Annotated in this window: 21 protein-coding genes; 8 read left to right on the top strand and 13 right to left on the bottom strand. The window is 68.1% G+C overall.

Annotated elements, in window-relative coordinates; genetic code table 11:
* Positions 1–66: 66 nt before the first annotated feature.
* The gene (locus AC5P7X_RS06040; RefSeq protein WP_005417012.1) at positions 67–720 is read right to left on the bottom strand and encodes a response regulator; all 654 of its coding nucleotides are present in this window, start codon (positions 718–720) and stop codon (positions 67–69) included.
* Positions 713–3742 (bottom strand): sensor histidine kinase, encoded by a 3030-nt coding sequence (locus AC5P7X_RS06035; protein ID WP_346607818.1) that lies wholly within the window; start codon positions 3740–3742, stop codon positions 713–715. Before AC5P7X_RS06035 ends, AC5P7X_RS06040 begins: the two co-directional genes overlap by 8 nt.
* A gap of 96 nt (positions 3743–3838) precedes the next feature.
* Between AC5P7X_RS06035 and AC5P7X_RS06030 the strand changes: the two genes are divergently transcribed.
* From AC5P7X_RS06030 to AC5P7X_RS06000, 7 genes are all read left to right on the top strand, one after another.
* Positions 3839–4171, top strand: a complete 333-nt coding sequence (locus AC5P7X_RS06030) for a hypothetical protein (RefSeq protein ID WP_005417009.1) — start codon at positions 3839–3841, stop codon at positions 4169–4171.
* Between the two features lie 50 nt (positions 4172–4221).
* Positions 4222–4665: a helix-turn-helix transcriptional regulator gene (locus AC5P7X_RS06025; RefSeq protein WP_050562701.1), complete on the top strand. Its 444-nt coding sequence runs from the start codon at positions 4222–4224 to the stop codon at positions 4663–4665.
* A complete protein-coding gene (locus tag AC5P7X_RS06020) occupies positions 4662–5318 on the top strand; it encodes a hydrolase (RefSeq protein WP_053501200.1) in 657 nt (218 codons plus the stop codon). The genes AC5P7X_RS06025 and AC5P7X_RS06020 overlap by 4 nt, the downstream gene beginning before the upstream one ends.
* A gap of 2 nt (positions 5319–5320) precedes the next feature.
* Positions 5321–5746, top strand: a complete 426-nt coding sequence (locus AC5P7X_RS06015; RefSeq protein WP_005417004.1) for a DoxX family protein — start codon at positions 5321–5323, stop codon at positions 5744–5746.
* Positions 5747–5865: 119 nt separating this feature from the next.
* Positions 5866–7713 carry an amidohydrolase gene (locus tag AC5P7X_RS06010; RefSeq protein ID WP_171955791.1) on the top strand — a complete coding sequence of 616 codons (1848 nt, stop codon included), beginning with the start codon at positions 5866–5868 and terminating at the stop codon, positions 7711–7713.
* Positions 7692–8975: an alginate export family protein gene (locus AC5P7X_RS06005; protein ID WP_206620545.1), complete on the top strand. Its 1284-nt coding sequence runs from the start codon at positions 7692–7694 to the stop codon at positions 8973–8975. The genes AC5P7X_RS06010 and AC5P7X_RS06005 overlap by 22 nt, the downstream gene beginning before the upstream one ends.
* Positions 8969–10618, top strand: a complete 1650-nt coding sequence (locus AC5P7X_RS06000) for an MFS transporter (protein WP_495214618.1) — start codon at positions 8969–8971, stop codon at positions 10616–10618. The genes AC5P7X_RS06005 and AC5P7X_RS06000 overlap by 7 nt, the downstream gene beginning before the upstream one ends.
* 122 nt (positions 10619–10740) lie before the next feature.
* Here the strand turns inward: AC5P7X_RS06000 and AC5P7X_RS05995 are convergent, their stop codons facing one another.
* Entirely contained in the window at positions 10741–11565 is an 825-nt protein-coding gene (locus AC5P7X_RS05995; RefSeq protein ID WP_065196126.1) for an alpha/beta fold hydrolase, read from the bottom strand.
* Positions 11566–11760: 195 nt separating this feature from the next.
* Between AC5P7X_RS05995 and AC5P7X_RS05990 the strand changes: the two genes are divergently transcribed.
* Entirely contained in the window at positions 11761–12138 is a 378-nt protein-coding gene (locus AC5P7X_RS05990) for a hypothetical protein (protein WP_495214617.1), read from the top strand.
* Positions 12139–12212: 74 nt separating this feature from the next.
* On the opposite strand, the gene AC5P7X_RS05985 is transcribed toward AC5P7X_RS05990, so the two are convergent.
* From AC5P7X_RS05985 to cpaB, 10 genes are all read right to left on the bottom strand, one after another.
* Positions 12213–12917 (bottom strand): DUF2968 domain-containing protein, encoded by a 705-nt coding sequence (locus AC5P7X_RS05985; RefSeq protein WP_495214616.1) that lies wholly within the window; start codon positions 12915–12917, stop codon positions 12213–12215.
* Between the two features lie 99 nt (positions 12918–13016).
* Complete coding sequence (locus AC5P7X_RS05980; protein ID WP_495214615.1) at positions 13017–15170, bottom strand: TadG family pilus assembly protein; 2154 nt, start codon at positions 15168–15170, stop codon at positions 13017–13019.
* Between the two features lie 8 nt (positions 15171–15178).
* Entirely contained in the window at positions 15179–15646 is a 468-nt protein-coding gene (locus tag AC5P7X_RS05975; RefSeq protein WP_329843572.1) for a DUF3613 domain-containing protein, read from the bottom strand.
* Positions 15643–16533 (bottom strand): tetratricopeptide repeat protein, encoded by an 891-nt coding sequence (locus AC5P7X_RS05970; protein WP_171957158.1) that lies wholly within the window; start codon positions 16531–16533, stop codon positions 15643–15645. Before AC5P7X_RS05970 ends, AC5P7X_RS05975 begins: the two co-directional genes overlap by 4 nt.
* Positions 16533–17468 carry a type II secretion system F family protein gene (locus tag AC5P7X_RS05965; RefSeq protein ID WP_171957157.1) on the bottom strand — a complete coding sequence of 312 codons (936 nt, stop codon included), beginning with the start codon at positions 17466–17468 and terminating at the stop codon, positions 16533–16535. Before AC5P7X_RS05965 ends, AC5P7X_RS05970 begins: the two co-directional genes overlap by 1 nt.
* 28 nt (positions 17469–17496) lie before the next feature.
* Positions 17497–18453, bottom strand: a complete 957-nt coding sequence (locus AC5P7X_RS05960) for a type II secretion system F family protein (protein WP_171957156.1) — start codon at positions 18451–18453, stop codon at positions 17497–17499.
* A 2-nt stretch (positions 18454–18455) separates the two neighbouring features.
* Positions 18456–19802, bottom strand: coding sequence for a TadA family conjugal transfer-associated ATPase (locus AC5P7X_RS05955; protein WP_495214612.1), 1347 nt, complete (start codon positions 19800–19802; stop codon positions 18456–18458).
* Entirely contained in the window at positions 19787–21043 is a 1257-nt protein-coding gene (locus AC5P7X_RS05950) for a CpaE/TadZ family protein (protein ID WP_495214611.1), read from the bottom strand. Before AC5P7X_RS05950 ends, AC5P7X_RS05955 begins: the two co-directional genes overlap by 16 nt.
* A 28-nt stretch (positions 21044–21071) precedes the next feature.
* Positions 21072–22430, bottom strand: coding sequence for a type II and III secretion system protein family protein (locus AC5P7X_RS05945; protein WP_065178477.1), 1359 nt, complete (start codon positions 22428–22430; stop codon positions 21072–21074).
* 18 nt (positions 22431–22448) lie between these two features.
* Positions 22449–23486 (bottom strand): Flp pilus assembly protein CpaB, encoded by a 1038-nt coding sequence (cpaB, locus tag AC5P7X_RS05940; protein WP_069138317.1) that lies wholly within the window; start codon positions 23484–23486, stop codon positions 22449–22451.
* Positions 23487–23505 lie beyond the last annotated feature (19 nt).

Here is a 23505-nt window from a genome sequence, read left to right as displayed (position 1 = left end):
GTTGAGGTTGCCGGCCAGCGGCCGGCACTACCGTGGGTGCAGGGCGCAGCCCTGCCGGACAACCCTCTAATCGTGCCCGCTGTCGTCCAGGCTGATGATGCCGCGCCGCAGCGCCTGGGTTACCGCATGCGTGCGATCACCCACGCCGAGCTTGTCCATCAGGCTCTTCATGTGCGCCTTCACCGTCTGCTCGGAAATCTGCATGCGCTCGCCGATGCGCTTGTTCGACAGCCCTCCGGCCACGTGCCGCAGTACCTCGGTCTCGCGCGGCGACAAGCGATCTTCCACTACATGCGCGGCGATGCTGGCCGCCACGGCCGGGGGAATCGGTGCGCGCCGGCCGCCGGCGACCATGCGGATGGTGTCGACCAGTTCATGGCGCAGCATGTCCTTCAGCAGGTACGCGCTGGCGCCGGCCTGCAGCGCCCGCACCGCACGTACGTCACCACGGTAGGTGGTCAGCACGATGATGCGCGCGCGCGGATCCATCGCGCGGATCCGCACGATGGCTTCCACACCATCCAGGCGTGGCATCTGCAGGTCCATCAGTACCACGTCTGGCTGCAGCTGCTGATAGCGCGCGATGGCTTCCTCGCCATCGGCGGCCTCGCCGAGCAGGCGCAGGTCGGAATGGGCGCCCAGCAGCGCAGCCAGGCCGTCACGCAGCAACGGGTGATCATCGACCACCAGTACGCCGATCGGGGTAGGGGATTCAGTCATGGCTCGTTCTACTCCAGGGCCAGCGCCAACGCGATGGGCGGCGGTGATACAGGCGACGGGCGGGAACCGCCAGCGCGACCTCGGTACCCAGCCCGGGGCGGGTCCACAGCTGCAGTTCCGCGCCGAGGCGCTGGGCGCGCTCACGCATGCCCTGCAGGCCCCAATGGCCATGGCCGGCGTTCTCGTCGGCAATGCCGGCGCCGTCGTCGCGCACGTGCAGCAGGAAACAACGCGTGCCATAGGACAGTTCCACTTCAATGGCACTGGCATTGGCATGGCGCAACGCATTGCGGATGGCCTCGCGCCCGATCAGGAACACCTCTTCGGCCGCGTCGGCCTGCAGCGGTGGCGTCGCGCCTTCCACGGTCAGGCGCAGGGGATTGATGCCATGCCCGGCGTATTCGGCGTGCACGTCGGCCAGCGCCGAAGCGAGGTCGCGGCCCGCGAACGGCGCCTCGCGCAGCGCATTGACCCGCTCGCGACCCTCGGCCAGGTTGCGCTCGGCCAGCTGCATCGCTGACTCAAGCTGACTGCGCACAGGCTCCGGTGTCTGCGCTGACTGGCTGATCGCGTGCAGGCGCAGGATCAGGCCCTGGCTACCCTGCAGCAGGGTGTCGTGCAGGTCGCGCGCGATGCGTTCGCGCTCGCCGTTGCGTTCCTGCAGTCGGGCGCGGAACAGTGCGGCCAGCTGCCCGCTGCGGATGCGTACCGCCAGCACCAGCAGTGCAAGCACGGCGGCGGTGCACAGCAGCTTGAACCACACGGTCTGCATGAAGGTGGGAGCGATGCGGAAGCTGCGGCTGGCCGGTGCGGTGCTCCAGATGCCGTCCTCGTTGGCGGCTTCCACCTCGAACCGGTAGCTGCCGGGCGCGAGGTTGGTGTAGTACGCACGTGTGCTGCTGCCAGCGTCCTGCCAGCCGTCATCCACGCCCGACAGGCGGTAGCGGTAGCGGTTGCGCTCCGGACGTGCCAACGACAGCGCCACGTAGTCAATCTGCAGCTGGCTGGTGCCGGCCGGGAGGCGCAGGCCATCGCGTAGCGGCGCGTGCTCGCTGCCATACAGCACCTCGCCGATGCGCACGCTGGGAGCCATCGTATTGACGTGCGAGCGGGTGGTGTCCAGCCAGGCCAGGCCCTGGTTGGTGGCCAGCCACAGCAGGCCGTCGTCGGCCAGGGCGGCGGTAGCGATCGGTCCGCTCTGCAGGGCGATGCCGGGCATGCCGTCGATGGCATCGAACAGGCGTGGCGTCACTGGCAGACCGGTGCGCAGGGCACGGCGCAGCAACCCGCTTTCCATCCGTACCAGGCCACGGCTGCCGTTTAGCCACAGGTGTCCATTGGCATCGGCGACCATGCCGGTGATGCCCTCCAGGACACCGGCCATGTCGGTGCGCACCGGAACGAACCGGCCGTTGCCCAGCCGTGCCGCCAGCCCCGCTTCGCCGGCGACCAGCAGAAGGTCCCGGTGGTGCAGCATCGCGGTGATCGGTCCTACCGACAGGCCGTTCCCGGCGTCGAAGGTCTCGGTGCCATTCGCACCCAGGCGGCGCAGGCGGCCATCGGCATAGCCGAGCAGCAGCTGGCCATCGGCATCCAGCGCCAGCGATGAGCAGGCCTGCTCGGGCAGGCGGATTTCACGCTGCCACTGGTCATGCTGGTAGTGCAGCACCCCGCGTTCGCCGGTGCAGACCCAGGCCTGTCCGTCATCGGGGAACAACAGGGCATGCAGCGGCTGCCCGGTGAACGGCGCCGGCAGCGGGATCAGTGTGGTGTGGCCGGCGACCGTGCGCGCGAGGTTGACCCAGTCGAACTGCCAGATCGGCGTGGGTGCCTGGCGCGCGGCGGCCTGCAGCTGTGTGGCGCTGCCATCGAGCAGGGTGCGCCGCAGGTCGTAGGGCTTGAGGTCTTCGCCATAGCCATACACGCGGCCATCACTGGCCCGCACCAGCGAGCGGTACGGATCGCTTGGGCCCACCGCCAGGGTGTGGACGCTGCGTGCGCGGAAGCGGTTGAGGCCGAGATTGGTGCCAATCCAGAGATTGCCTTCGCGATCGACGATGATCGGCACTGCCGATGTGGCGGTCAGTCCTTGCGGCGAATCGAAGCGTTCCATGCGCACGGCCCGGGTGCCGTCGAAGGTGATGCGGGCGACGCCGCCGTGCGGGCTCATCGTGGCCCACAGCGCGCCATCGGCAGTGAACTGCAGGCGCGCAGCAACCAGTTCCGGCAACCGCCGCGCCTCACGTTCGCTGTCTGCCAGCAGACCCTGCGCGTTGGCCAGCGGCGAGGTGCCTCTCACCCGGTCGGCCAGCCACACTTCACCCTGCGGGCTTTCGGCCAGCGTCGCCATCTGCGAGACCGCGATGCCGGTGTCCTCGAACGCGGTCTGGCCCGCCGCACGCATCCAGATCTTCAGGTCGGCCAGCACCCAGAACCTGCCCCGGCTGTCGTGCAGCACCCACTGCACACGGCGCTCTGGCAGGCCGGCAGCGGCCGGCAGTGGCTGCCAGCGATGTCCGTCAAAGCGGCGCAGCCCGCCATTGATCGCCGCCCAGAGCTGGCCCTGGCGATCCTGGCTGAAGCGTGGGACCACGCCGACCGGCACCCCCTGCTCGCGGCCGTAGCTGCGCAGCTGCCCATGCGTGAACTGGCTGATGCCGGCCTGGAAGTAGCCGATCCACAGCGCACCGCCGTCGGCATGCGCCAGCGTGACCATGTTGGTGGACGGGAACTGGCTGCCGGCGGGCGCCGCCTGCCGTTCGAAGCGACGGCCATCGAAGCGGTACAGGCCCGAGCCGGTAGCCAGCCACAACAGGCCCTCACGGTCCTGGGCAATGTCCCAGATATCGCCCGGCGCGCCCTGGCCGACACGCCAGGCGGTGTGTTCGTAATCGGGCAGCCCGCCGCTCACCGGCGGGCGCTGCACGGCAAAGGCGGGCAGGGAGGTCAACAGCAGCAGGCACGTCAGCAGCGTCGGCAGGCGACGCACGGACGGGAAGGGGCGGCCACGCATGGCGCGCATTCTGGCAGGTGTGGGGCAGTCCGGGGTGACCCGAACGGGGTAGGCGGCGTGCGCCGGCGTCGGCTATCACGCCGGCATGCCCTCCGGAGCCCCGCCATGCAGCGCTTGTTCGTGATGTTCCCCGACCGCGGTCCGGGCATCGGCCTGCTGTGGTTGCGGTTGTGCCTGTCCGCTGCGCTGTTCACGCCCGGCATGCAGGCAGGCGGGTGGTCGGCGTTGTGCCTGCTGGCAGTGCTGATGCTCGTGCTGGGTGCATTGACGCCGTTGGCGGCGCTGATGGCGGCCGTGGGCATGTTCGCGCAGCAGGCGCCGTGGCCGCAGGCGGTGCTGCCATTGGCGCTGTTGATGCTGGGCCCTGGCGCCTATTCATTGGATGCGCGGTTGTTCGGGCGCCGCCTGCTCGGCCGTCGGCCTCCCCCATTCGGGTAGGTGCTGGCCTCGACCGACGGGGGTAGGGCATCACGCAGGGGTCACGCACCATGGGGCACCCCTTCGCGGCGTCCCGCATGGCCACCCTCTTCCCGCCTGATCCGCCCGCCGCTTCACTGGCACCGCAACAGGCCGCCGCGTTGCAGCGCGCCCTGCGCTATGTCGATGAGCATCTGTCGCAGCCGCTGCGGGTGACCGAGCTGGCGGCGGCCGCCTGCGTCAGCCGCTTCCATCTGGTACGCCTGTTCCGCGCCGGTACCGGCGCCAGCCCGCTGCGCTATGTCCGCCGCCGTCGCATCGAGCGCGCGCGCCAGCTGCTGCCGGGCGCGCAGCTGCCGATGGCCTGCCTGGCCCAGCAGCTGGGCTTCTTCGACCAGAGCCATTTCGTCCGCAGCTTCCGCGCGGAGACCGGCTGCAGCCCCGGCCAGTACGTTGCCGGCGATGCCGCCCTGTTGCATCCCCTTGATCGTGTTTCCAACGGAGTCCACCCATGAGCCTTGCCACCGCCACTCCCGCCCCGGCGCTGCTGTCGCCGACCGACCACGCCCTGGTGCTGATCGACTTCCAGTCGCAGATGGCGTTCGCCACCCACACCATCGACATCTCCGCGCTGCGCAACAACGTGTCGCTGATCGGCAAGGGCGCCAAGGGCTTCAATGTACCGGTCGTGCTGACCACAGTCGCCGAAGCATCGTTCTCCGGGCCGATGTTCCCGGAACTGCCGCAGATCTTTCCGGGCCAGACGGTGTTTGATCGCACCTCGATGAACACCTGGGAAGACCAGCCTGTGATCGATGAGATCAACCGCATCGGCAAGCGCCGTCTGGTCATCGCCGGCCTGTGGACCAGCGTCTGCATCGTCGGCCCGGCACTGTCGGCGCTGGCGCAGGGCTTTGAGGTGTATGTGATCACCGATGCCTGTGGCGATGTCAGCGAGGAAGCGCACGAGCGTGCGATCACCCGCATGGTGCAGGCCGGCGGGGTGCCGATGACCAGCGTGCAGTACCTGCTCGAACTGCAGCGCGACTGGGCACGGGGTGAAACCTACGACCTGACCACCGGCATTGCGCGCGATCACGCTGGCGGCTACGGCATCGGCATCCAGTACGCCAAGCGGATGTTCGGTGCGCAGGAAGGCGGGCACTGAGCATGGTTGCCGGCCATGGCCTCGACCTGGCCCTGCTGATGCTGCGCGTGGCGGCAGGAGGCTTCCTGCTGCCGCACGCGCTGGGCAAGCTGTTCGGCTGGTTCGGGGGACCGGGGCTTTCCGGCTTCGCCACCGAGCTGCGCGGTTTCGGGCTGCCGGCAGTGGCACCGTTGCCATTGCTGTTGGCCTTGCTGCAGGTGTTGTCCGGGCTGGCCGTGCTGCTGGGGTGGCAGACCCGCATCGCTGCGCTTGCGGCGGCTGCCTTCATCGGCTTCACCGTGCTGTTGGCCCTGCCCAAGGGCTGGTTCTGGATGCGCGGCGGCAGTGAGTACCCGTTGATGTGGACCACGGTGCTGCTGGCCCTCGCGCTGGCCGGCCCCGGCGCCTGGGCGCTGGACGGCCAACGCTTTCCGGGAGAATTCGCATGAGTCACGATCCCCTCGATCACGGCCGCCGCAACGTGGTGCTGGCCAGCGGCGCCGCTGTTGCGCTCGGCCTGGCAGGTCGCGCCGGTGCCGCACTCGATTCCACTTCCAAGGAGCGTCGCATGAGCACGCTGGTCATCCGCAATGCCCGCATTACCACCCTCGACCCGCAGCAGCCGCATGCGCAGGCGCTGGCTGTACAGGAAGGCCGCATCGTCGCCGTCGGCAGCGACGAGGAGATCATGCGCGGCTGGGGCAATGAAGCGACGCTGATCGACGCGCAGGGCCGGCGCCTGCTGCCCGGCCTCAACGACAGCCATACCCACCTCATCCGTGGTGGCTTGAACTACAACCTGGAACTGCGCTGGGACGGCCTGCGTTCGCTGGGCGATGCCCTGGACATGCTGAAGGCCCAGGTAGACCGTACTCCCGCGCCGCAGTGGGTCCGTGTGGTCGGTGGCTTTACCGCCGCGCAGTTCAACGAGAAGCGCCTGCCGACGCTGCAGGAGCTCAACGACATCGCACCGGATACGCCGGTGTTCCTGCTGCACCTGTATGACCGCGCACTGCTCAACCGCGCCGCGCTGCGCGCCTGCGGCTACAGCAAGGACACACCGGATCCGCCGGGTGGCCAGATCGTGCGCGATTCGCTGGGCAACCCGACCGGGCTGCTGCTGGCCAAGCCGAATGCGCTGATCCTCTACGCGACGCTGGCCAAGGGCCCGCGCCTGCCGATCGAGTACCAGGCCAACTCGACGCGCCACTTCATGCGCGAACTGAACCGGCTTGGCATCACCTCGGTGATCGACGCCGGCGGTGGCTTCCAGAACTACCCCGAGGACTACCAGGTCATCGAGCAGCTGCATCGCGATGACCAGCTGACGGTGCGCATCGCCTACAACCTGTTCACCCAGAACAAGGGCAGGGAAGTGGATGACTTCCGTGGCTGGAGCGAGATCCTGCAGCCGCGCCAGGGCGATGACCTGCTGCGCCACAACGGCGCGGGCGAGATGCTGGTGTTCTCCGCCGCCGACTTCGAACTGTTCAACGAGCCGCGCCCGGAACTGCCGCCGGAGCTGGAGCCCGAACTGCACGACGTGGTGAAGCTGCTGGTCGAGAAGCGCTGGCCGTTCCGCATCCACGCCACCTACGACGAGAGCATCACCCGCATCCTGGATGTATACGAACAGGTCAACCGCGAGGTGCCATTCGATGGCCTGCACTGGTTCATCGACCACGCCGAGACCATCACTCCGCGCAATATCGAGCGCATCCGCGCGCTGGGTGGGGGTATCGCCGTGCAGCACCGCATGGCCTACCAGGGCGAAGCCTTCGTCGAGCGCTACGGCGTGCAGGCGGCACGGCACACGCCGCCGGTCAAGCGCATGTTGGCCGAGGGCGTGCCGGTGGGCGCAGGCACCGACGCCACCCGCGTGGCCAGCTACAACCCGTGGGTGGCGTTGTCCTGGCTGGTGACCGGGCGCACCGTGGGCGGGTTGGCCCTGTATGGCGAGGAAAACCTGCTCGAACGCGAGCAGGCGCTGCGCCTGTGGACCCAGGGCAGCGCCTGGTTCTCCGGCGACGAAGCAGTGAAGGGGACATTGAAGGTTGGTCAGCTGGCCGACTTCATCCTGCTCTCGGCCGATTTCTTCCGCGTCGACGACGCGCAGATCGCCGACATCACCAGCATGCTGACCGTGGTCGGCGGGCGCATCGTGCACGCCGACGGCGATTATGCTGGGCTGGCGCCGCAGCTGCCGCCGGCGATGCCGGACTGGTCGCCGGTCAACCGGTTCGGTGGTTACCACGTTGGTGGTGCCGCCACCGGATTGGCCGCTGCCCATCGCCACCATCACGGTGTGGCCTGCAGTACGCATGGTGCTCACGGTCATGCCGCGCATCACGCGGCGCCGACCGATGACCTGGCCGGGTTCTGGGGCGCGATGGGATGCTCGTGCTTCGCGTTCTGAGCCTGGCGCTGCTGTCCGTGCCCTCGCTGGCGCTGGCCTGCGAGGGCGGCCGCTGCAGCGACGCGGGCAACGGCGAGCTGCAGCTGGACGCATCGCTGCGCCTGCGTGGCCTGTACTACGACCCGACCCGGTTTGGTATCGGCGGCAGCGAAGATGGCTATGGCCTGCTGCGCGCACTGGCTTCGGCCACCTATGTGGAGGACACCTGGCAGGTAAAACTGCAGCTGGGCGTGCATGCCGAGAATGGCAAGGCAGGCGGCCCGGGCCGCACCGACCGTGGTGCCTTGGACGTGCAGCAGGCGTACTGGCGCTGGCAGCGCGGTGGCTTCCATGTGCAGCTCGGCCGGCAGGAAGCCGGCTATGGCAGCTCGCGGCTGTTGTCGGTACGCGATGGGCCGAACATCCGCCTGGCCTTCGATGGTGCGCGCCTGGGCTGGAAGGGGCGGCTCGGCACGCTTGACCTGATGGCCCTGCGGCCGGTCGAGAACCGGCCGGGTGCCTTTGATGATCGCAGCGAACACGGTGCGCACCTGTGGGGTGCCTATGCCACCGCGGCACGCGGGCAGGGCGTGGGACAGTGGGATCTGTACCTGCTGGACTATCGTCGCGACGGTGCGCGCTTTGCGGCGGGCTCGGGAACCGAGCGCCGGCAGACACTCGGTGCGCGCTGGTTCGGCCAGTCAGGTCTGCTGGACTGGAACAGTGAGCTGGTGGCGCAGGGCGGTGAACTGCGTGCCGCCACCGGCCCACTCGACGTCCGTGCCTGGACGCTGGCGACCGACACGGGTTGGCGCTGGAGGGAGCGGCCACTGCAACCGCGGCTGGGGCTGAAGGCCGACATCGCCAGTGGCGATGGCAACCTGCACGACCGGCGACTGGGCACCTTCAATGCACTGTTCCCGAAATCGGCCTACTTCAGCGAGGCCAGCCTGCTGGCTCCGGCCAATCTGATGGACCTGCAGCCGACCCTGTCCCTGCGCCTGCACGACGCGGTGACGACGGAACTGGGCGTACAGATGGCCTGGAAGCATCGTCGTGCCGATGCGGTCTACACCACGCCGGCGCCGCTGGTGGCGTTGCCGGGCAGCGCCGGTGGCGCGCGCCGCATCGGCACCCAGTACAAATCCGAAACCCGCTGGCAGGCCAGCGAACACTGGCAATGGCAGCTGCAGCTGGCCTGGGTCGACGCCGGTCCTGCACTGAAGCAGGCTGGAGGCCAGGACACGCTGTTCGCCTCGATCGTTGGAGCATGGCAATGGTGAACGCAACCGCGTCGCAACCCCCCGTACAGGACGCAGGTGCCTGGTCCCCGCTGAAGATCCAGATGTTCCGTTCGATCTGGCTGGCAATCCTGGCCAGCAACATCGGCACCTGGGTCAATGATGTGGCCGCCGCCTGGGTGATGGCCGAGCGCACCGGTTCGCCGCTGATGGTGGCCCTGGTGCAGTCGGCCACCACGGTGCCGATCGTGCTGCTGGCGCTCGCTGCCGGCACCCTGGCCGACATTGTCGATCGTCGGAAGTACCTGTTGGCGACCCAGGGCTGGATGCTGCTGGTGGCCGCAGCGATGGCTGCGTTGACCGCGATGGACCTGCTGACCCCGCAGTTGCTGGTGCTGCTGACCTTCTGCATGGGCTGCGGTGCGGCGATGGCAATGCCCGCGCAGGCCGCCATCGTCTCCGAACTGGTGCCACAGCCGATGCTGGCCTCGGCGGTGGCGCTGAACTCGATCGGCATCAATATCGCCCGTTCGATCGGCCCGGCCATCGGCGGCGTGATCGTCGCCCAGCTGGGTGCGGTCTGGGCGTTCGGCTTCAATGCCATCACCTTCGCCGCGATGCTGTTCGTGGTGTGGGGCTGGAAGCGCGACCCAAAGCAGTCGAGCTTGCCGCCGGAAGGCTTCGGTGCCGGATTGAAAGCGGGCCTGCGCTACGCGAGCCGTGCCGGACGGCTGCAGGCGGTGCTGATCAAGTCGGTCGGCTTCTTCTTCTTCGCCGCGGCAATGAACGCGCTGTTGCCGGTGGTAGTGCGTGGGCAGATGCAGGGTGGGGCGGGGCAGTACGGCATGCTGCTGGGCTGCATCGGCATCGGCGCAGTGGGTGGTGCGTTGCTGCTGCCGAAGCTGCGCGCACGGATGGATCGCGACCTGCTGGTGCTGCTGGCGACGTTGTCGCTGGCCCTGAGCCTGGTCGGGCTGGCGCTGACCCGCAGCTGGTACGTGCTTCCGGCGGTGATGCTGGTCAATGGTTTTGCGTGGATCACCGTGCTGTCGTCGCTGCAGATCGCTGCGCAGACTGCGGTTCCGGCATGGGTACGTGCGCGTGCGCTTGCGCTGTACATCATGGTGTTCTCTGCCGGCATGGCCGCCGGCGGCCTGAGCTGGGGCGCGCTCGCTCAGCGCACCTCGCCCGAACTTGCATTGCTGGTGGCAGCGGCCGGTGCGGTGATCGGTGGGTTGCTGGTGTGGCGCGTGCGCATCGCCGGCACCGAAGACCTGAACCTGCGCCCGGCCGGGCACTGGCCGGCACCCGAGCTGTCGGTGCCGGTGTCGAACGATCGAGGCCCGGTGCTGGTCACCATCGAGTACCGCATCGATGATGCTGATCGTGCCACGTTCCAGGCGCAGATGCGCGCGCTGGGCACGATCCGCCGCCGCGATGGCGCCGTGGTCTGGGGCGTGGTCGAGGACGTGGCCAGCCCGGGCATCCACCTGGAGTATTTCGTGACCCCGTCGTGGCTGGAGCACCTGCGCCAGCATGAGCGCATCACCGCCGACGACAAGGCGATCCAGGAAGTGCTGCGGGAACTGCATCGCGGTGAGCGCGCACCGGTGGTACGCCACTTCGTGGGTGGCCATGATCGGCTGCCGAAGACCGGGGTACCACACCATCACAGCGATATCTGAGCTGCCCTTGGTAGAGCCGGCCGCTGGCCGGCTGTGCAGATTGCGATGGATTGATCGGGTTGCCGGCCAGCGGCCGGCACTACCGAAGGAGCGGCGGCGCTGTGGGGCGCCGCCGCGATACCTCACTTGCGTGCGAACGCCAGCAGGTCGGCGTTGAACTGGTCGGCGTGGGTGATGGTCAGGCCATGCGGCGCACCGGCGTACACCTTCAGTTCGGCATCCTTGATGATCTGCGAGGACAGCTTGGCCGAGGCGTCGAACGGCACGATCTGGTCGTCATCGCCGTGCACGACCAGCGCCGGCACGTCGATCTTCTTCAGGTCCTCGGTGTAGTCCACTTCCGAGAATTCGTGCACGCAGTCGTACTGGCCCTTGACGCCACCGAGCATGCCCTGCAGCCAGAACGCATCGCGCATGCCCTGGGTGACGTTGTTGCCATCCCGGTTGGCGCCGAAGAACGGGGTGGTCAGGTCCTTGAAGAACTGCGAACGGTCGCCGCCGGTACCCTTGCGGATGCCGTCGAAGACCTCCAGCGGGGTGCCGGCGGGGTTGCCAGCGGTCTTCAGCATCAGTGGCGGCACGGCGCCGACCAGCACCACCTTGGCCACGCGCGCGCTGCCGTGGCGGCCGATGTAATGGGCCACTTCACCGCCGCCGGTGGAATGGCCGACCAGGATCGCGTCCTTCAGGTCCAGCGCTTCGATCACCGCGGCCAGGTCATCGGCATAGGTGTCCATGTTGTTGCCGTTCCAGGTCTGGCTGGAGCGTCCGTGGCTGCGGCGATCGTGGGCGACCACGCGGAAGCCGTTCTGGCCCATGAACAGCATCTGCGGATCCCAGGCATCGGAAGACAGCGGCCAACCGTGGGCGAACACGATCGGCTGGCCGGTGCCCCAATCCTTGTAGAAGATGCGGGCGCCATCGGCGACGGTGACGAAGTTGCTCATTGCAGGTTCCTTGGCGGAAGGGAGGGAAGGCTTCGGCAGGATGCCGGTGCCTTCGGCAGTACAGCGCAGGCGCAGGCGACCGACTTGCACGGCTGTGCTGGATTGCATCGGATGTGACGCGTATCGCTCTGGCAGGACGGGAGCCGTATGCCGAGGATGAGCGCAGCCCGCCACAGGAACGCACGGACGCCCGCCATGCGATGGTCGCTGATGCTGTGCCTGCTGCTGCCCATGGCAGCGCCGGCACAGACCCATGTCTACAAGTGCGTGGATGGACCGCACCCGGTCTACCAGCAGACACCCTGCCAGGGGCGTGCCGCATGGCGCTGGGACGTGCCCGCGGAGCAGTCATTGTCCCGCGGCGCTGTGGCGCCAGCGGCCTCGACACCGAAGCCAACGCCACGGCCACGGCGTGCGGCGCGGGCGCACGGTGCGCTGATCACGATCAGCACGGATGCGGCAGCCTGCGAGCGTGCCCGGCGTGATCGTGAGAAGGCGTTGCTCAAGCGTCGGCGCCTGGATTTCGTGCAGCGCCGGCAGCTGGATGACGCGGTCTACGACGCCTGCCAGTGATGCGGGACGCTGAAGTGCCGAAAACGACAACGGCGCCATAGGGCGCCGTCGCGTGAGTACCGTGAGTGCAGCTCTCAGCGACCGTCGCTTGCGGCGGCCGGTACGGGCACACTGTCCGGCTTGGGCAGGCTCAACTCCGGGTTGCCCTGTTCGGCCTGCAGGATCTGGATGCGGCGCTGCAGGGCGTCCAGCTGGCTGTTGGTGCTCTGCACGTCGGTGCTGAGGCTCACGGCCTGCTGCTGGGCCTGCTGCAGGGCCGCGCTGACCTGTGCCGACTGCGCCTGCTGCTGTTCCATTTCCTGCTGCAGGGTGCGCAGGCGTTCTTCGTTGTAGGCCACCAGGCGCTCGGTGTAGCGCTTGCCGGCTTCAAGACGGGTGGTGTCGATGTAGACCTGGGCGAGCTGTTCGGACTGCTGCGCGAAGGTGCGGTAGACGCGCTCGGCGTTGTCCACCGCATCGGTCTTGATCACCCGCCAGAAGTTCTTCTCCTGGAACAGGGCGACGTAGTAGGTCAGGGTGTTGGCATTGAACAGCAGGCTGGCGCCATAGTTGCCGTTGTAGGTGGTGCGCAGCTCGGTCAGCTGGCGCGAGTCCATCAACTGCTTGAGTTCGTCCACGGTATTGCGCACCACAGGCGCGCTGCGCGCCGGTTCGGCTGCCGCCTCGCGGTCGGCACGTGCAGCCATCGCTGCCGGTGCCACCAGCATCATGACCACGGCCAGCACTGCCGCGCTGCGCGCGTGCCGGGCAAAGACCGCGCCCCCTGAAGTTTCTCGCATGTCTAGACCATCCACGGATGAGTGTGGGTTGAGATGAAGGTGGTTCCCCGCCGGGAGTCTAGCATGGGTGTGGGCGCCGCCAAGGGCGCCCGTCACCGGTCAGTAGACCAGTTGTGCGGCGCTGCACTGGATCGACTGCACATTGACGTCGGTCCGGCCCAGTTCAACGCCCAGCACGCTGGCCAGCAGGTTGGTCAGCAGGGTGCCAATACTGTTGAGCACCGGCCGCAGTGCGGCCAGGATCGGCTTCAGCAGGGTGCACAGCAGTCCGCTGCAGCTGACGCTGCCATCGGGGTTGGTGACACCCGTTCCCCCGGCACCATCGAGAAAGCCGGCCGGTGCGGTCTGGATGTAGGACGCCAGATTGTTGCGCACGCAGCCGTTGTAATCGATCAGGTTGCCGAGCAGGCTGTCGCAGCGGTTGATCAGCAGGCCGCCGACCAGCGAGCCGAGCAGACCGTCGAGCACGCCCAGTCCCTGGCCGGTGACCGTAACCTTCAGCGCATCCCAGACCGGCCCGTCCTTGTGGCAGGTGGTCAGGTTGAGCAGCCCGCACGCATATGGCAGCCCACCCGGCACGGTCCAGCTGTTCAGCGGAGCCAGCTGCTTGCCGGGATCGCCGTCGCGCAGCAGTGGAATGAGCTTGTCGATGTCGTAGCGCCCACCCGTGGGAAACGCCGCCTGCAGATAGCGATCGGCCAGCGCCTTGGCGGTGTCGTTGGCGTTCATGCCCTGCTTGGGCGAATTGAGCATGCCCGACAGCACCCGTAGCAGTTCGTTGACCAGGCTCGACACTGCGTCACCAATTGCGAGCGGATTGAACCGGGTCGAGCCGGTCTCGCCGGCGGCCAGGGTCAGGGTCTGCGTGCTGGTCAGGGCGGGCAGGGCAATCCTGTCGTTGATCAATGGTTGGCCCAGCAGCTTCAGCAGCTGTTCGTCCTGCAGCGTGGCATCGCAGACATTGGCCTTGGAGAAGCGCTGTGCGGGGTCGACATTGCCGACGCAGGCGCGCAGCACCGACGAGTCCACCTGGATCGTGGCCTTGGGTGGACTGCCGCCGCACTGGATGCCGGTCAAGGTGCCCATGCCGTTGGCCACGTCGACGTGCAACGGCAGGTGCAGGCGCGTGCCAAGCAGGTTCAGCAGCGGCCCCAGCGCGAACAGGTTGTTGCTGTCCACGTCCGCCATCAGCCGCACCTGCGCGTTGTAGGCACGGCTGCCGACGCCGCCGATGGCGATCGATGGCGGCTCGACCACGCCGGCCTGGATCCTGATGCCCAGCAGGTCCAGTCCCTTGACCGCCACGCCGTTGCCATCGTTGGCGATGGAGATCGCGGTGTTGATCAGGTTGAGCACGTTGATCTGTGACTCCAGTGCGCTGCCGACCGTGCCGTCGGGCGAGACAACTTCGGCAAACAGGCCGCCGCCGCCGGACTGGCTGCCAAGCACGATGTTGAGCTTGTTGATGTCCAGCTGGGTGGCAACCAGATCGGACAGGGCGCGCAGCTGCACCCCCACTGCGGAGTCACGGCCGACCACGGTGGCGGTAGCATCGACCAGCTGTGCCAGCGAAATCTTGTTGACCGACAGCAGGCGATTGAAGTCGGCCACGCTGAGGTTGGCGCTTACCGGTATGTTGAGCGCTTTCAGCAGGCCGGACGGAGTCACGTTGGCCTGCGCCAGGCCGTCATAGGACAGCACCGTGGCATTGGTGACGTCCAGGCCAACCAGGCGCAGGGTGGACAGCAGCACTGAATCGCCATTGGTCCGCAGCAGCTGCGAGCCGACCGCAAACACCGCGGTGGGTTCGGCACGGCGCGCCACGGCCTGCACGCTCACGGCGGGCAGGCTGGAAGTCTGACCGAAGAAGGGCAGCACGCTGCGCTCGGCGATCACCTGAACCGCATTGCGGGGATTGCTGGCATCGACGCTGGTGACGAAGCGGGTGCCGGTGCCACGGCTGGCGCTCCAGTTGCCGCAGCGGATCTGCAGGGTGCCTGCGAACCCATTCTGGACCACCGCATTCTGCCGGGCAGCGCTGTTGTCGCTGTTGTCCGGGCTGCACAGCTCCAGCCGCTGTGCGCCGGCCAGTGCGGCAAGGTCGGCCACCTTCTGCGCATCACGCTTGGCCCAGAACAGATAGCCGATCTCGATCAGGCCCAGCATGGCCACCAGCGCCAGCATGACCAGCATCATCGTGACCGACATGCCGCCGCGTGCGCGGCTGAAACTGAACTGTCGTGGGCGTTTCATGGCCGACCTCAGCGTCCGGAGGAGGAGGCGTCCCTGGACCGGGAGACATCGGTCTCAAAGAAGTCCGGGATCTCGTGTTCAAAGCTCTTCAGGTAACGCGCATAGCTCAGCGTGGCCTGGTCACCCAGGATCGGCAGGCGCTGGCCGGCCTGCTGCCCGGAGGCCTGCAGGCGGAACAGATTGCGGGTGGCCTCGCCGCTGGGCAGGCGCGCGCGCGGTGCTGCGGGCGATGCTGGTGCGATGTCGTTTGCGATGGTCGTCGCTTGCGCCGTGGCCCCCCCGGCGGATGCGGAGGGAGCGGCGATGTCCAGGCTGGGAAGCGGCTCGGCCTGCATCGGCGCTGCAGCCGGTGCCGACAGCGAGGGGCCACCGAGCATCTGTCCGGTCAATGGCTGTTGCTGTGCCTGCACGGCACCGGCCACAAGCAGGCAGCACAGCACGGGCAACAGGCGTCGGGTCTGGCGCATCGCGGTCATGGTGTGCTTCCGGTCGGGTGGTCGGTGGCGCTGAAGCGTTCCAGCATCGAGGGTGGCAGGCGCTGCGGATCGCGTTGGACGCGCGGGTCGCGGCGGGGTTCGCCCGCCAGCCGTGCGCCGCCCGATGCACGAGCGCCACTCTCGACGCTGGCCGTGTGTGCAGGTGTGGCTGCGTTGGCGGCGGCAGCGGCCTGTCGTTGCTGCAGGCGCGTGCGGATCTGCTGGGCCTGCTGCTGGATGCTTCGGCGCGTTTCCTCGTTGAGGCTGGCCTGTGCCGATAGCCGCTCCGCCGTGGCCTGGTCGCCGCGCAGTACCGCCCAGAGTGCAAGGTTGGCCGTTGCCTTGGCGTTGCCCGGTGAAAGTTCCAGGGCCTTGGCCAGCGGCTCGCGGGCTTGATCGAACTGGCCGGCACGCAGCCGTGCATAGCCCAGGTCGCCCAGATAGTCGGTGTTCAAGGGCTGCAGCTGCGTGGCGCGCGCCAGCGCCTGTTCGCTTCCGGCGTCGTCGTCGCGGCGTGCAGCGATCAGGCCCAGGCCGTGGGCGGCCGCCGCGGCCTGCGGCCCGCTGGACAGCTCGCGATACAGCGTGACCGCCGCGTCGGCCTGGCCGGTCTCGCGCAGTGCGTCGGCCTGCAGCAGGCGCAGGGCAGGGCGATCACCATAGCGCTGGCGGAAGGCCTCCACGTGGGCCAGCGAGGCATACCAGGCGCCCTGCTGCTGCATGCGTTCGATCAGCTCCAGATAGGCGTTGCGGCTGTCCTGCGGATCGGGTTCCGGCGGCGCAAGGCTGGGCGCCCGCACATATTTCGGTGTGGTCGAGGCGCAGCCACTGGCCAGGGCGGCGAGGGCGACGGCAAGCAGCAGGCAGGAGGTGCGCAGGGCAGGCATCAGGGAGATCCCATCTTGGACAGGGTGGTGGCCAGCGCGACCAGCGCCGGGCCGGCAAGCACCAGCATCAGTGCCGGCAACAGGGTCAGCATCATCACCACGGTCATCTTCACCGAGAGCTTGCCGACCTTTTCCTTCAACGCGTTGCGGCGCTGTTCGCGCAGGCGGATGCTGAACTGGCGCAACGGCTCCTGCACTGCGCCGCCGTGCGCATGCACCTGCAGGATCAACTGCATCAGGCTGGCCAGGTCATCATCGGCGTAGACCTCGCTCAGACGCCGCAACGACTGCGCGCGCGTGCGGCCATGGGTATAGGCCACATTGGCTTCCTGCAGTTCGCCGCCGAGTACCGGCAATGCATCGCGCAGCTTGTCACCCAGGGTCTGCAGGCTCTGGTCCATGCTGAAGCCCACGCCCTGCAGCAGGCGCAGCAGGTCGATCAGCAGGGGCAGCTCGTTCTCGACCGCGCGGCGGCGGCGCCTGACCCACGACGACAGCACGAACTTGGGCAGCAGCAGCCCGGCCGCCAGCGCACCGATCACCACCATCACCTTGGCAAGCCCGTGCGCGCTGCTGAACGCCAGCGCCAGCGCCAGCACCAACAGGGCAAGCAGCAGGCGCAGGCCGAGATAGATCGCGGTGCCACGGCGCGTGTTCCAGCCAGCCAGGTCCAACAGCAGCTTGTCTTCGTTGGCAAGCAGCGCAGCCTCCAGGCGGCCGCCACTGAGCGAGCGCCCGAAGCGCTCGATCCAGCCCAGCGAGTCGCGGCGCGTGGCCTCGGTGTCGCGGCCTTCCTCACGCGGCTGCAGCGCGGTTTTCAGTGTGGCTGAGGTGCGGTGCTCGCGATGGCTGCGCACCCAGCCGGCGATACCGAGCAGGGCGACGCCGGCCGCCAGCACCAGCAGCGAAAGGGCGAACCAGGCGCTGGCGCTCATCGGGCACCTCCGGGGCGGCTGTGGGCGGTCATAGCGATTTGGCCAGGCGGTACAGCAGGAACGCCCCTAGCAGTTCCAGGCCCAGCGCGATCAACAGGATCCTGTGACCGAGCGGGTCGTGCAGCACCGGCTGGAAAAACGCCGGGCTGGAGATTGCCATCAGCACCGCACTGGCGGGCGGCAGCAGCCCCAGTACCCAGGCCGACATCCGTGTTTCCGAGGTGGTGGCCGCCAGTTCCTGCTGGGCCTGTTCCAGGTCGCGCATGAAATCGCCCATGCGTTGCAGGATCTGGTCGGCGCGGCCACCGATGCGCACGCTCACGCCGATCACCACTGCCAGCACCTTCAGTACGTCCATCCGGTACGGCTGCGCGGCCAGGCTCAATGCACGATCCAGGTCCATGCCGCTGCGCGCATAGCGCACCGTGGTGTCGAGCAGGCCGCGCAGTGGCGCGCTGGTCTGCATCGAAGACACCTGGAACGCGGCCTGCAGGCTGTTGCCCAGCGCGGTGAGGCGGACCAGGTTGTCGAGAAAGTCCGGCATCTGGTGCAGCAGCTGCGCGCGCAGCTTCGTGATCCGGCGCATCACCCACAGCCAGCAGCCCAGCAGGTACAGCAGCAGGGTCAGCGGAAACATCCAGGCCGTGCCCAGCCGCATCGCCGCCACGACCGCAAGCATCAGTCCCGGCACCAGCAGCATCAGTGGCAGCTTCCAGCCCGGCGGAAGGCCGGCGCGCTGCAGGACACCGTCCCATGGCAGTACACGGGCTCCGGTGCTGGCCGGGCGGGTCGAATCGTTGGCCGCCGCAACGGCAGGCCCGGCCGGTACCGCGCTGGCCGCGCTACCGCGCGCCAGCTGTTGCTCGGCATGCTGCAGCGAGGCCTGGCGCTGCTCACGGCTGGCGGCGGTGCCCCATAGCCAGACGGCCAGCGCCAGCAGCACCGAGATGATGCTCAACACGCCCAGCAGCAGGCCGGTGCCCATGCTCAGAAGTCCCCGTAGAGCGATTCACGCAGTTGCTGGCGGAACGGCTCCAGCTTGTGCGAGTGCGGATGGAAGCCCAGGCCGATCCAGCGGTCGGTCTCGCGGCCGGTGGCGTCGATCTGCACCTCGTGGCGGAACATTTCCTGGGTGGTGATCAGGTTGTCGCTGACCCCGGTGATCTCGGTGATCGAGACCAGCACCCGGCGCCCGCTGCCCAGCCGCGAGATCTGCACGATGAAGTCGATGGCGCTGGCAATCTGCCGGCGCAGGCTGTCCTCGCTGCCCTGGAAGCCGGCAAAGCCTGCCAGCATCTCGATGCGGTACAGGCAGTCGCGTGGCGTGTTGGCGTGGATGGTGGCCATCGATCCGTCATGGCCGGTATTCATCGCCTGCAGCATTTCCAGCACTTCAGCGCCGCGCACTTCGCCGACCACGATGCGGTCCGGGCGCATGCGCAGACTGTTGCGCACCAGGTCGCGGATGCTGACCGCGCCCTGGCCCTCGGCGCCGCCGATGCGGCTTTCCAGGCGCACCACGTGCGGATGGTTCAGCGACAGCTCGGCGGTGTCCTCCACGGTGATGACGCGCTCGCTGGGTGGCACGTAGCTGGCCAGTGCATTCAGCAGCGAGGTCTTGCCGGAACTGGTGCCGCCGGAGACCAGGATGTTGCAGCGGCCCAGCACCATCGCCTTCAGCAGGGCCTGCATCGGTGCGTCGAAGGTGCCCTTGGCAAGCAGCTCGTCGGGGGTGAACGGGTCCTTGCGGAACTTGCGGATGGACACCATCGGCCCGTCCACCGCCAGTGGCGAGATGATCGCGTTGAGGCGGCCGCCGTTGGGCAGGCGCGCATCGACCATCGGATTGGAATCATCCAGCCGGCGGCCAAGTGGCGCGAGGATGCGGCGCAGGATGCGCAGCAGGTGGGTGTCATCGGTGAAGCGCTGGGTGGCACGCCGGAGCTGGCCACCCTGCGAAACGTGCACGTCCTTGAAACCGTTGATCAGGATGTCTTCGATGGAGGGGTCGTGGAGCAGGTCGTCCAGCGGGCCGAAACCGGTCAGCTCCTTGACCAGGCCCTCGGCAACCACCTGCATCTCTTCTTCGTTGATCGGGATGCGCCATTCCTGGATGAAGCCCACGGTCTGTGCCTGCACCCAGCGGGCGATGGTATCCGGGGCCCAGGAATCGATGTCGATGCGCTCGTCCTCGATGCTGTTGAGCAGGTGCTCATGCGCGGCCGACAGCACCTTCTGGTACTGCTCGGTCTGTGCGAACGGCAGGTGGCCCGGGCTTTCGTGCAGCAGCGGGCGGGCAACGGCATGCGGGAACGGGGTTACCTTGTCTTCCATTGCGATCCACCCAGGGCAAGGGAGAGTCTTTCCCGCAGGCCATGCGGCTGGACCGGGCAGGCAGCCGGGTCCAGCCGTGACACGAGCGGGGCGAGGGCACGCAGGTAGGGATCGCGCGGCGCATCCTGCAGCAGCAGGCGGCCCTGGCTGGCGGCAAGGCGCACACGCGGTCGTTCAGGCAATGTCGCCAGCAACGGCAGTTCGAAGCGGCGTGCGATCTGTTCCGGGCTCATGCCGCTGCTGTCGTCGTGGCGGTTGATCACCAGTTGCAGGCGTTTCTCGCGCTCGCGCTGGCCTGCAAGATGCTTCAGTGCCTGGTCCAGCGAGACCAGCGTGGCGATCGACGCATCGGTGACCAGCCAGATCTCGTCTGCCTGGTCCAGCAACAGCGGCGGCAGCTGCCGCAGCGGGCAGCCGCCGGCATCACACAGCACGCTGGCGAACACCCCGCGCAGGCGCTGCAGCAGCGCGCCAGGGTCGGACGGGGGCACGGCATCACTGCCGCCGGCACGGTCCAGCAGCACCAGCCCGGAGTCATGGCGCGCCATCGCGGTGCGTGCAAGGGTGGCGTCGATGCGGCTGGCGTTGCGCAGCGCATCCTCGTAGTGGAAGCGGCTGTCGAGATTGAGGTACAGCGCAAGGTCACCGGCGGGCTGCGCCAGTTCCATCAGCAGGCCGTCCTGCTGCACTGCATCGCCCTGGGCGAGGGCCCGCGTCTGTTGCGCCAGCACCGAAAGATGTGCGGCCAGGGTACTGGTGCCGACGCCTGCGCGCACGCCCAGCAGCACGATCAGGCGCGCCTTGTGCGCATGCTGCGCCACCGCGGCCGGGCGCGGTGACAGTGCGCGCCGCAGGGCCGCCTCGATGCCGGCGTTGTCACTGTCCAGGTCCAGCACATCGCGCAGGCCGGCGCGCAGCGCGATCACCACGCCTTCGACCTGGCCGGCGCTGGTGGCGCCGACCGCGACCAGCGCCAGGTCCGGTTGGGTCTGCTGCAGCTGCTGTGCCAGTACGCTCGAGGCAGCCGCGCGCTCGGGCCGGAAGTCAAGCAGCACCAGGCTCTGCGGGCCGCGTTGCAGGTCCTGCGCCGACGTCGGCGCACTGCTGTCCTGCCAGTGCAGGGTGGTGGTCGGCGGCAGCTTGGCGGCCAGCCGGGGCAGCAGTTCGCGGTCGATGCCGTACAGGACCAGGTTCATCGGCGGTCCTTGCGGATGCAGCGGCTGGGCGGTGGCGTAGGGCATGGGCGTGGTTCTACAGGCGTCATGGAAGTCAGCGCGAGAAGCCGGGCACCGGGTCCTGGCTGACCGGCCCCAGCAACCACGATCCCCATTCGGGAAGATGCGGCTTGGCTTCGCGCTCGCCAGGCAGCGGCAGTTCGGTATTGCGTGCCAGCGGCTGCACCAGACGCGGGGTGACGATGATCACCAGCTCCTTGTCCTGGCGCTTGTAGTCGAAGTTGCGGAAGAACGAACCAATGATCGGCAGGTCGCCCAGCAGTGGAATCTTGTTGACGTTGGAGACGATGTTGGAGCTGACCAGGCCACCGATGACGAAGCTCTCGCCATCGCCCAGCTCGACCGTGGTATCGGCGCGACGGGTGGTGATCGAGGGAATCTGCACGTTGTTGAGCACGATCGCGTTGCTGTAGTCCAGGTCGCTCGCCTCCGGCGCCACCTTCAGCGCGATCCGGTTCGGCGCCAGTACCGTTGGGGTCACGGTCAGGCCGATGCCGAAGGGCTTGTAGGTGATGGTGGTGGTGCCAAGCCCCTGCGGCTCCAGGATCGGCAGCTCGCCACCGGCCAGGAAGCTGGCGCTCTGGCCGGACAGTGCCACCAGCGTCGGCTCGGCCAGCACGCGCGCCATGCCATTGCTCTGCAGCAGTTCGACATCGGCGTTCCACAGTCCCTTGGTCGAGCCGAACACCAGCCGGAACGCCGATGAAATCGGCGACACGGCCTCGTTGCTGCTGTTGCCTTCCTTCATGCCGGGCAGCAGGCCGGTATTGCCGGGCAGGCCAGTGCCGGGTCGCGCGAAGCCATAGGCGAAGCCGCCGTTGCGGTTCTGGAAGTTGATGCCGATCTGCTTCATCGCGGTCTTGTTGAACTCGACCACCTTGACCTCGACCTGGACCACACCCCCACTGTTGATGGTGGACGCATCGGCAAGCATGCCGTCCTTGCCCAGCGCCATCGCCGCAGTGCGCTGTTCCTGCATGTGCGTGAGCATGCTGTCGGTGCTTCCCTGCAGGAGGCCCTGCTGGTCCTGCTGGGTGAACACCAGCCCGGTACCGCCGGTGCTGGCAGCGCCCTGTACGGCGCTCTGCACCCGTACCGTCAACCGCTGTGGCTCGGCCTGTCTGCGGTGCCACAGCAGCAGGGTGGTGGTACCGGGCATCTTGCCGACCAGCAGCGCCTGGCGCTGCCCGCGCAGCATCACGATGTCGGCCACACCCGGGTCGGCAATGGCCACGCGCTCCAGGTCGGCCGGCAGGTTCCAGGGACGCTGCTCGCGCGCCTGCAGCACCAGGTCATCGGCGGCCACGCTCGTTGCCGGCGCCAGCAGCACCAGCAGCAGGGCCAGCCAGCGCTGGCGGAGGGAGAGGCGTGGACGGCGGCGACGTTCGGTCATGGATGCACTCGATGCAGGTCAAAGGGAGGCACGGGATGCGGAACTGTCGCCGCGGATGATCTCGATCCCCGACGCGCGCGGTGCACTGCGACGTGGCGCCGGCGCGCGCGACGGTGAATCCGGGGTGCCGCGTTGCGGTGCACTGCCACGTCCGGCCAGCGCGTCGCTGTCGATACCGGCAAAAGCGTGGTTCTCCGGCCGCTGCAGGGCGAGCTGCTGTTCGGCGTCGAGCCCACGCAGCGGGTCGATCACTCCGCGCGATTGCGGGAACAACGCCAGGTCGGGCAGGCCGGTATCGGCGGGATTGCGCAGGGCCAGGAAAAGCTTGCCCTGCTGCGCACCCAGCAGCAGCCGGTTGGCGTCGGCCACCGGTACCGCAAGCACCGCGCTGCGCGCGGGTTGCGGCGCTTCATTGCTGCTGCTGTGCGTGCTGCCACTTCCGGTGATGTCGGCAGCGCGCGGGTCGTTGCGGGTGTCGGCCTCGCTGTCGGAAGTAGTCTCTGTGGCTACCGGCACGATGTCCTGCTGGCCGTAGCTCAGGACGCGCAGGCGCGACAGCAGCAGGCGCGTCTGCGCGGCTTCGCCAGGGCTGTTGATGTTGGGTTGGGCGTTGCGGAGGTTGAGGAAGACGTCGACGAAATCACCGGGAAGGATGCGGTTGCCGGCACCGACCAGTTCGTCCACGGGCACGGCCAGTGCACGCTCGCCCGGCCGCAGCTGCAGCGAGAAGCCCTGAGCCAACGCGCTGCCGTTGATCACACTGCCTTCGGCAATGTCCTGCACCGGCACCTTGCCGGTCACGGCGGCAATGCTGGTAGCGGCGCCGGGGACGGGTGAGGTGCGCTGGGCCAGGCGCAGGCCGTTGGCGCTGATCGGCTCGCCCGCAGGCAGGCGTGCCACGGCTTCGACCACGGTGATCGCCTGGGCCTCGTTGTGAGCGACTGGCGCGACCGTTGCAGGTGCGGCGGGTTTGCGCCCGATCATGAAGGCGATCAGCGCCAGCAGCACGGCCAGGCCGATCAGGGCGACGGCAGCGATGCGGGTTAACTTGAGCATGGAACCGTCTCCAAAGTAC

Source organism: Stenotrophomonas sp. YJH_SMC_53 (genome assembly GCF_059369995.1).
This window is presented reverse-complemented; position numbering and strand designations above follow the sequence as displayed.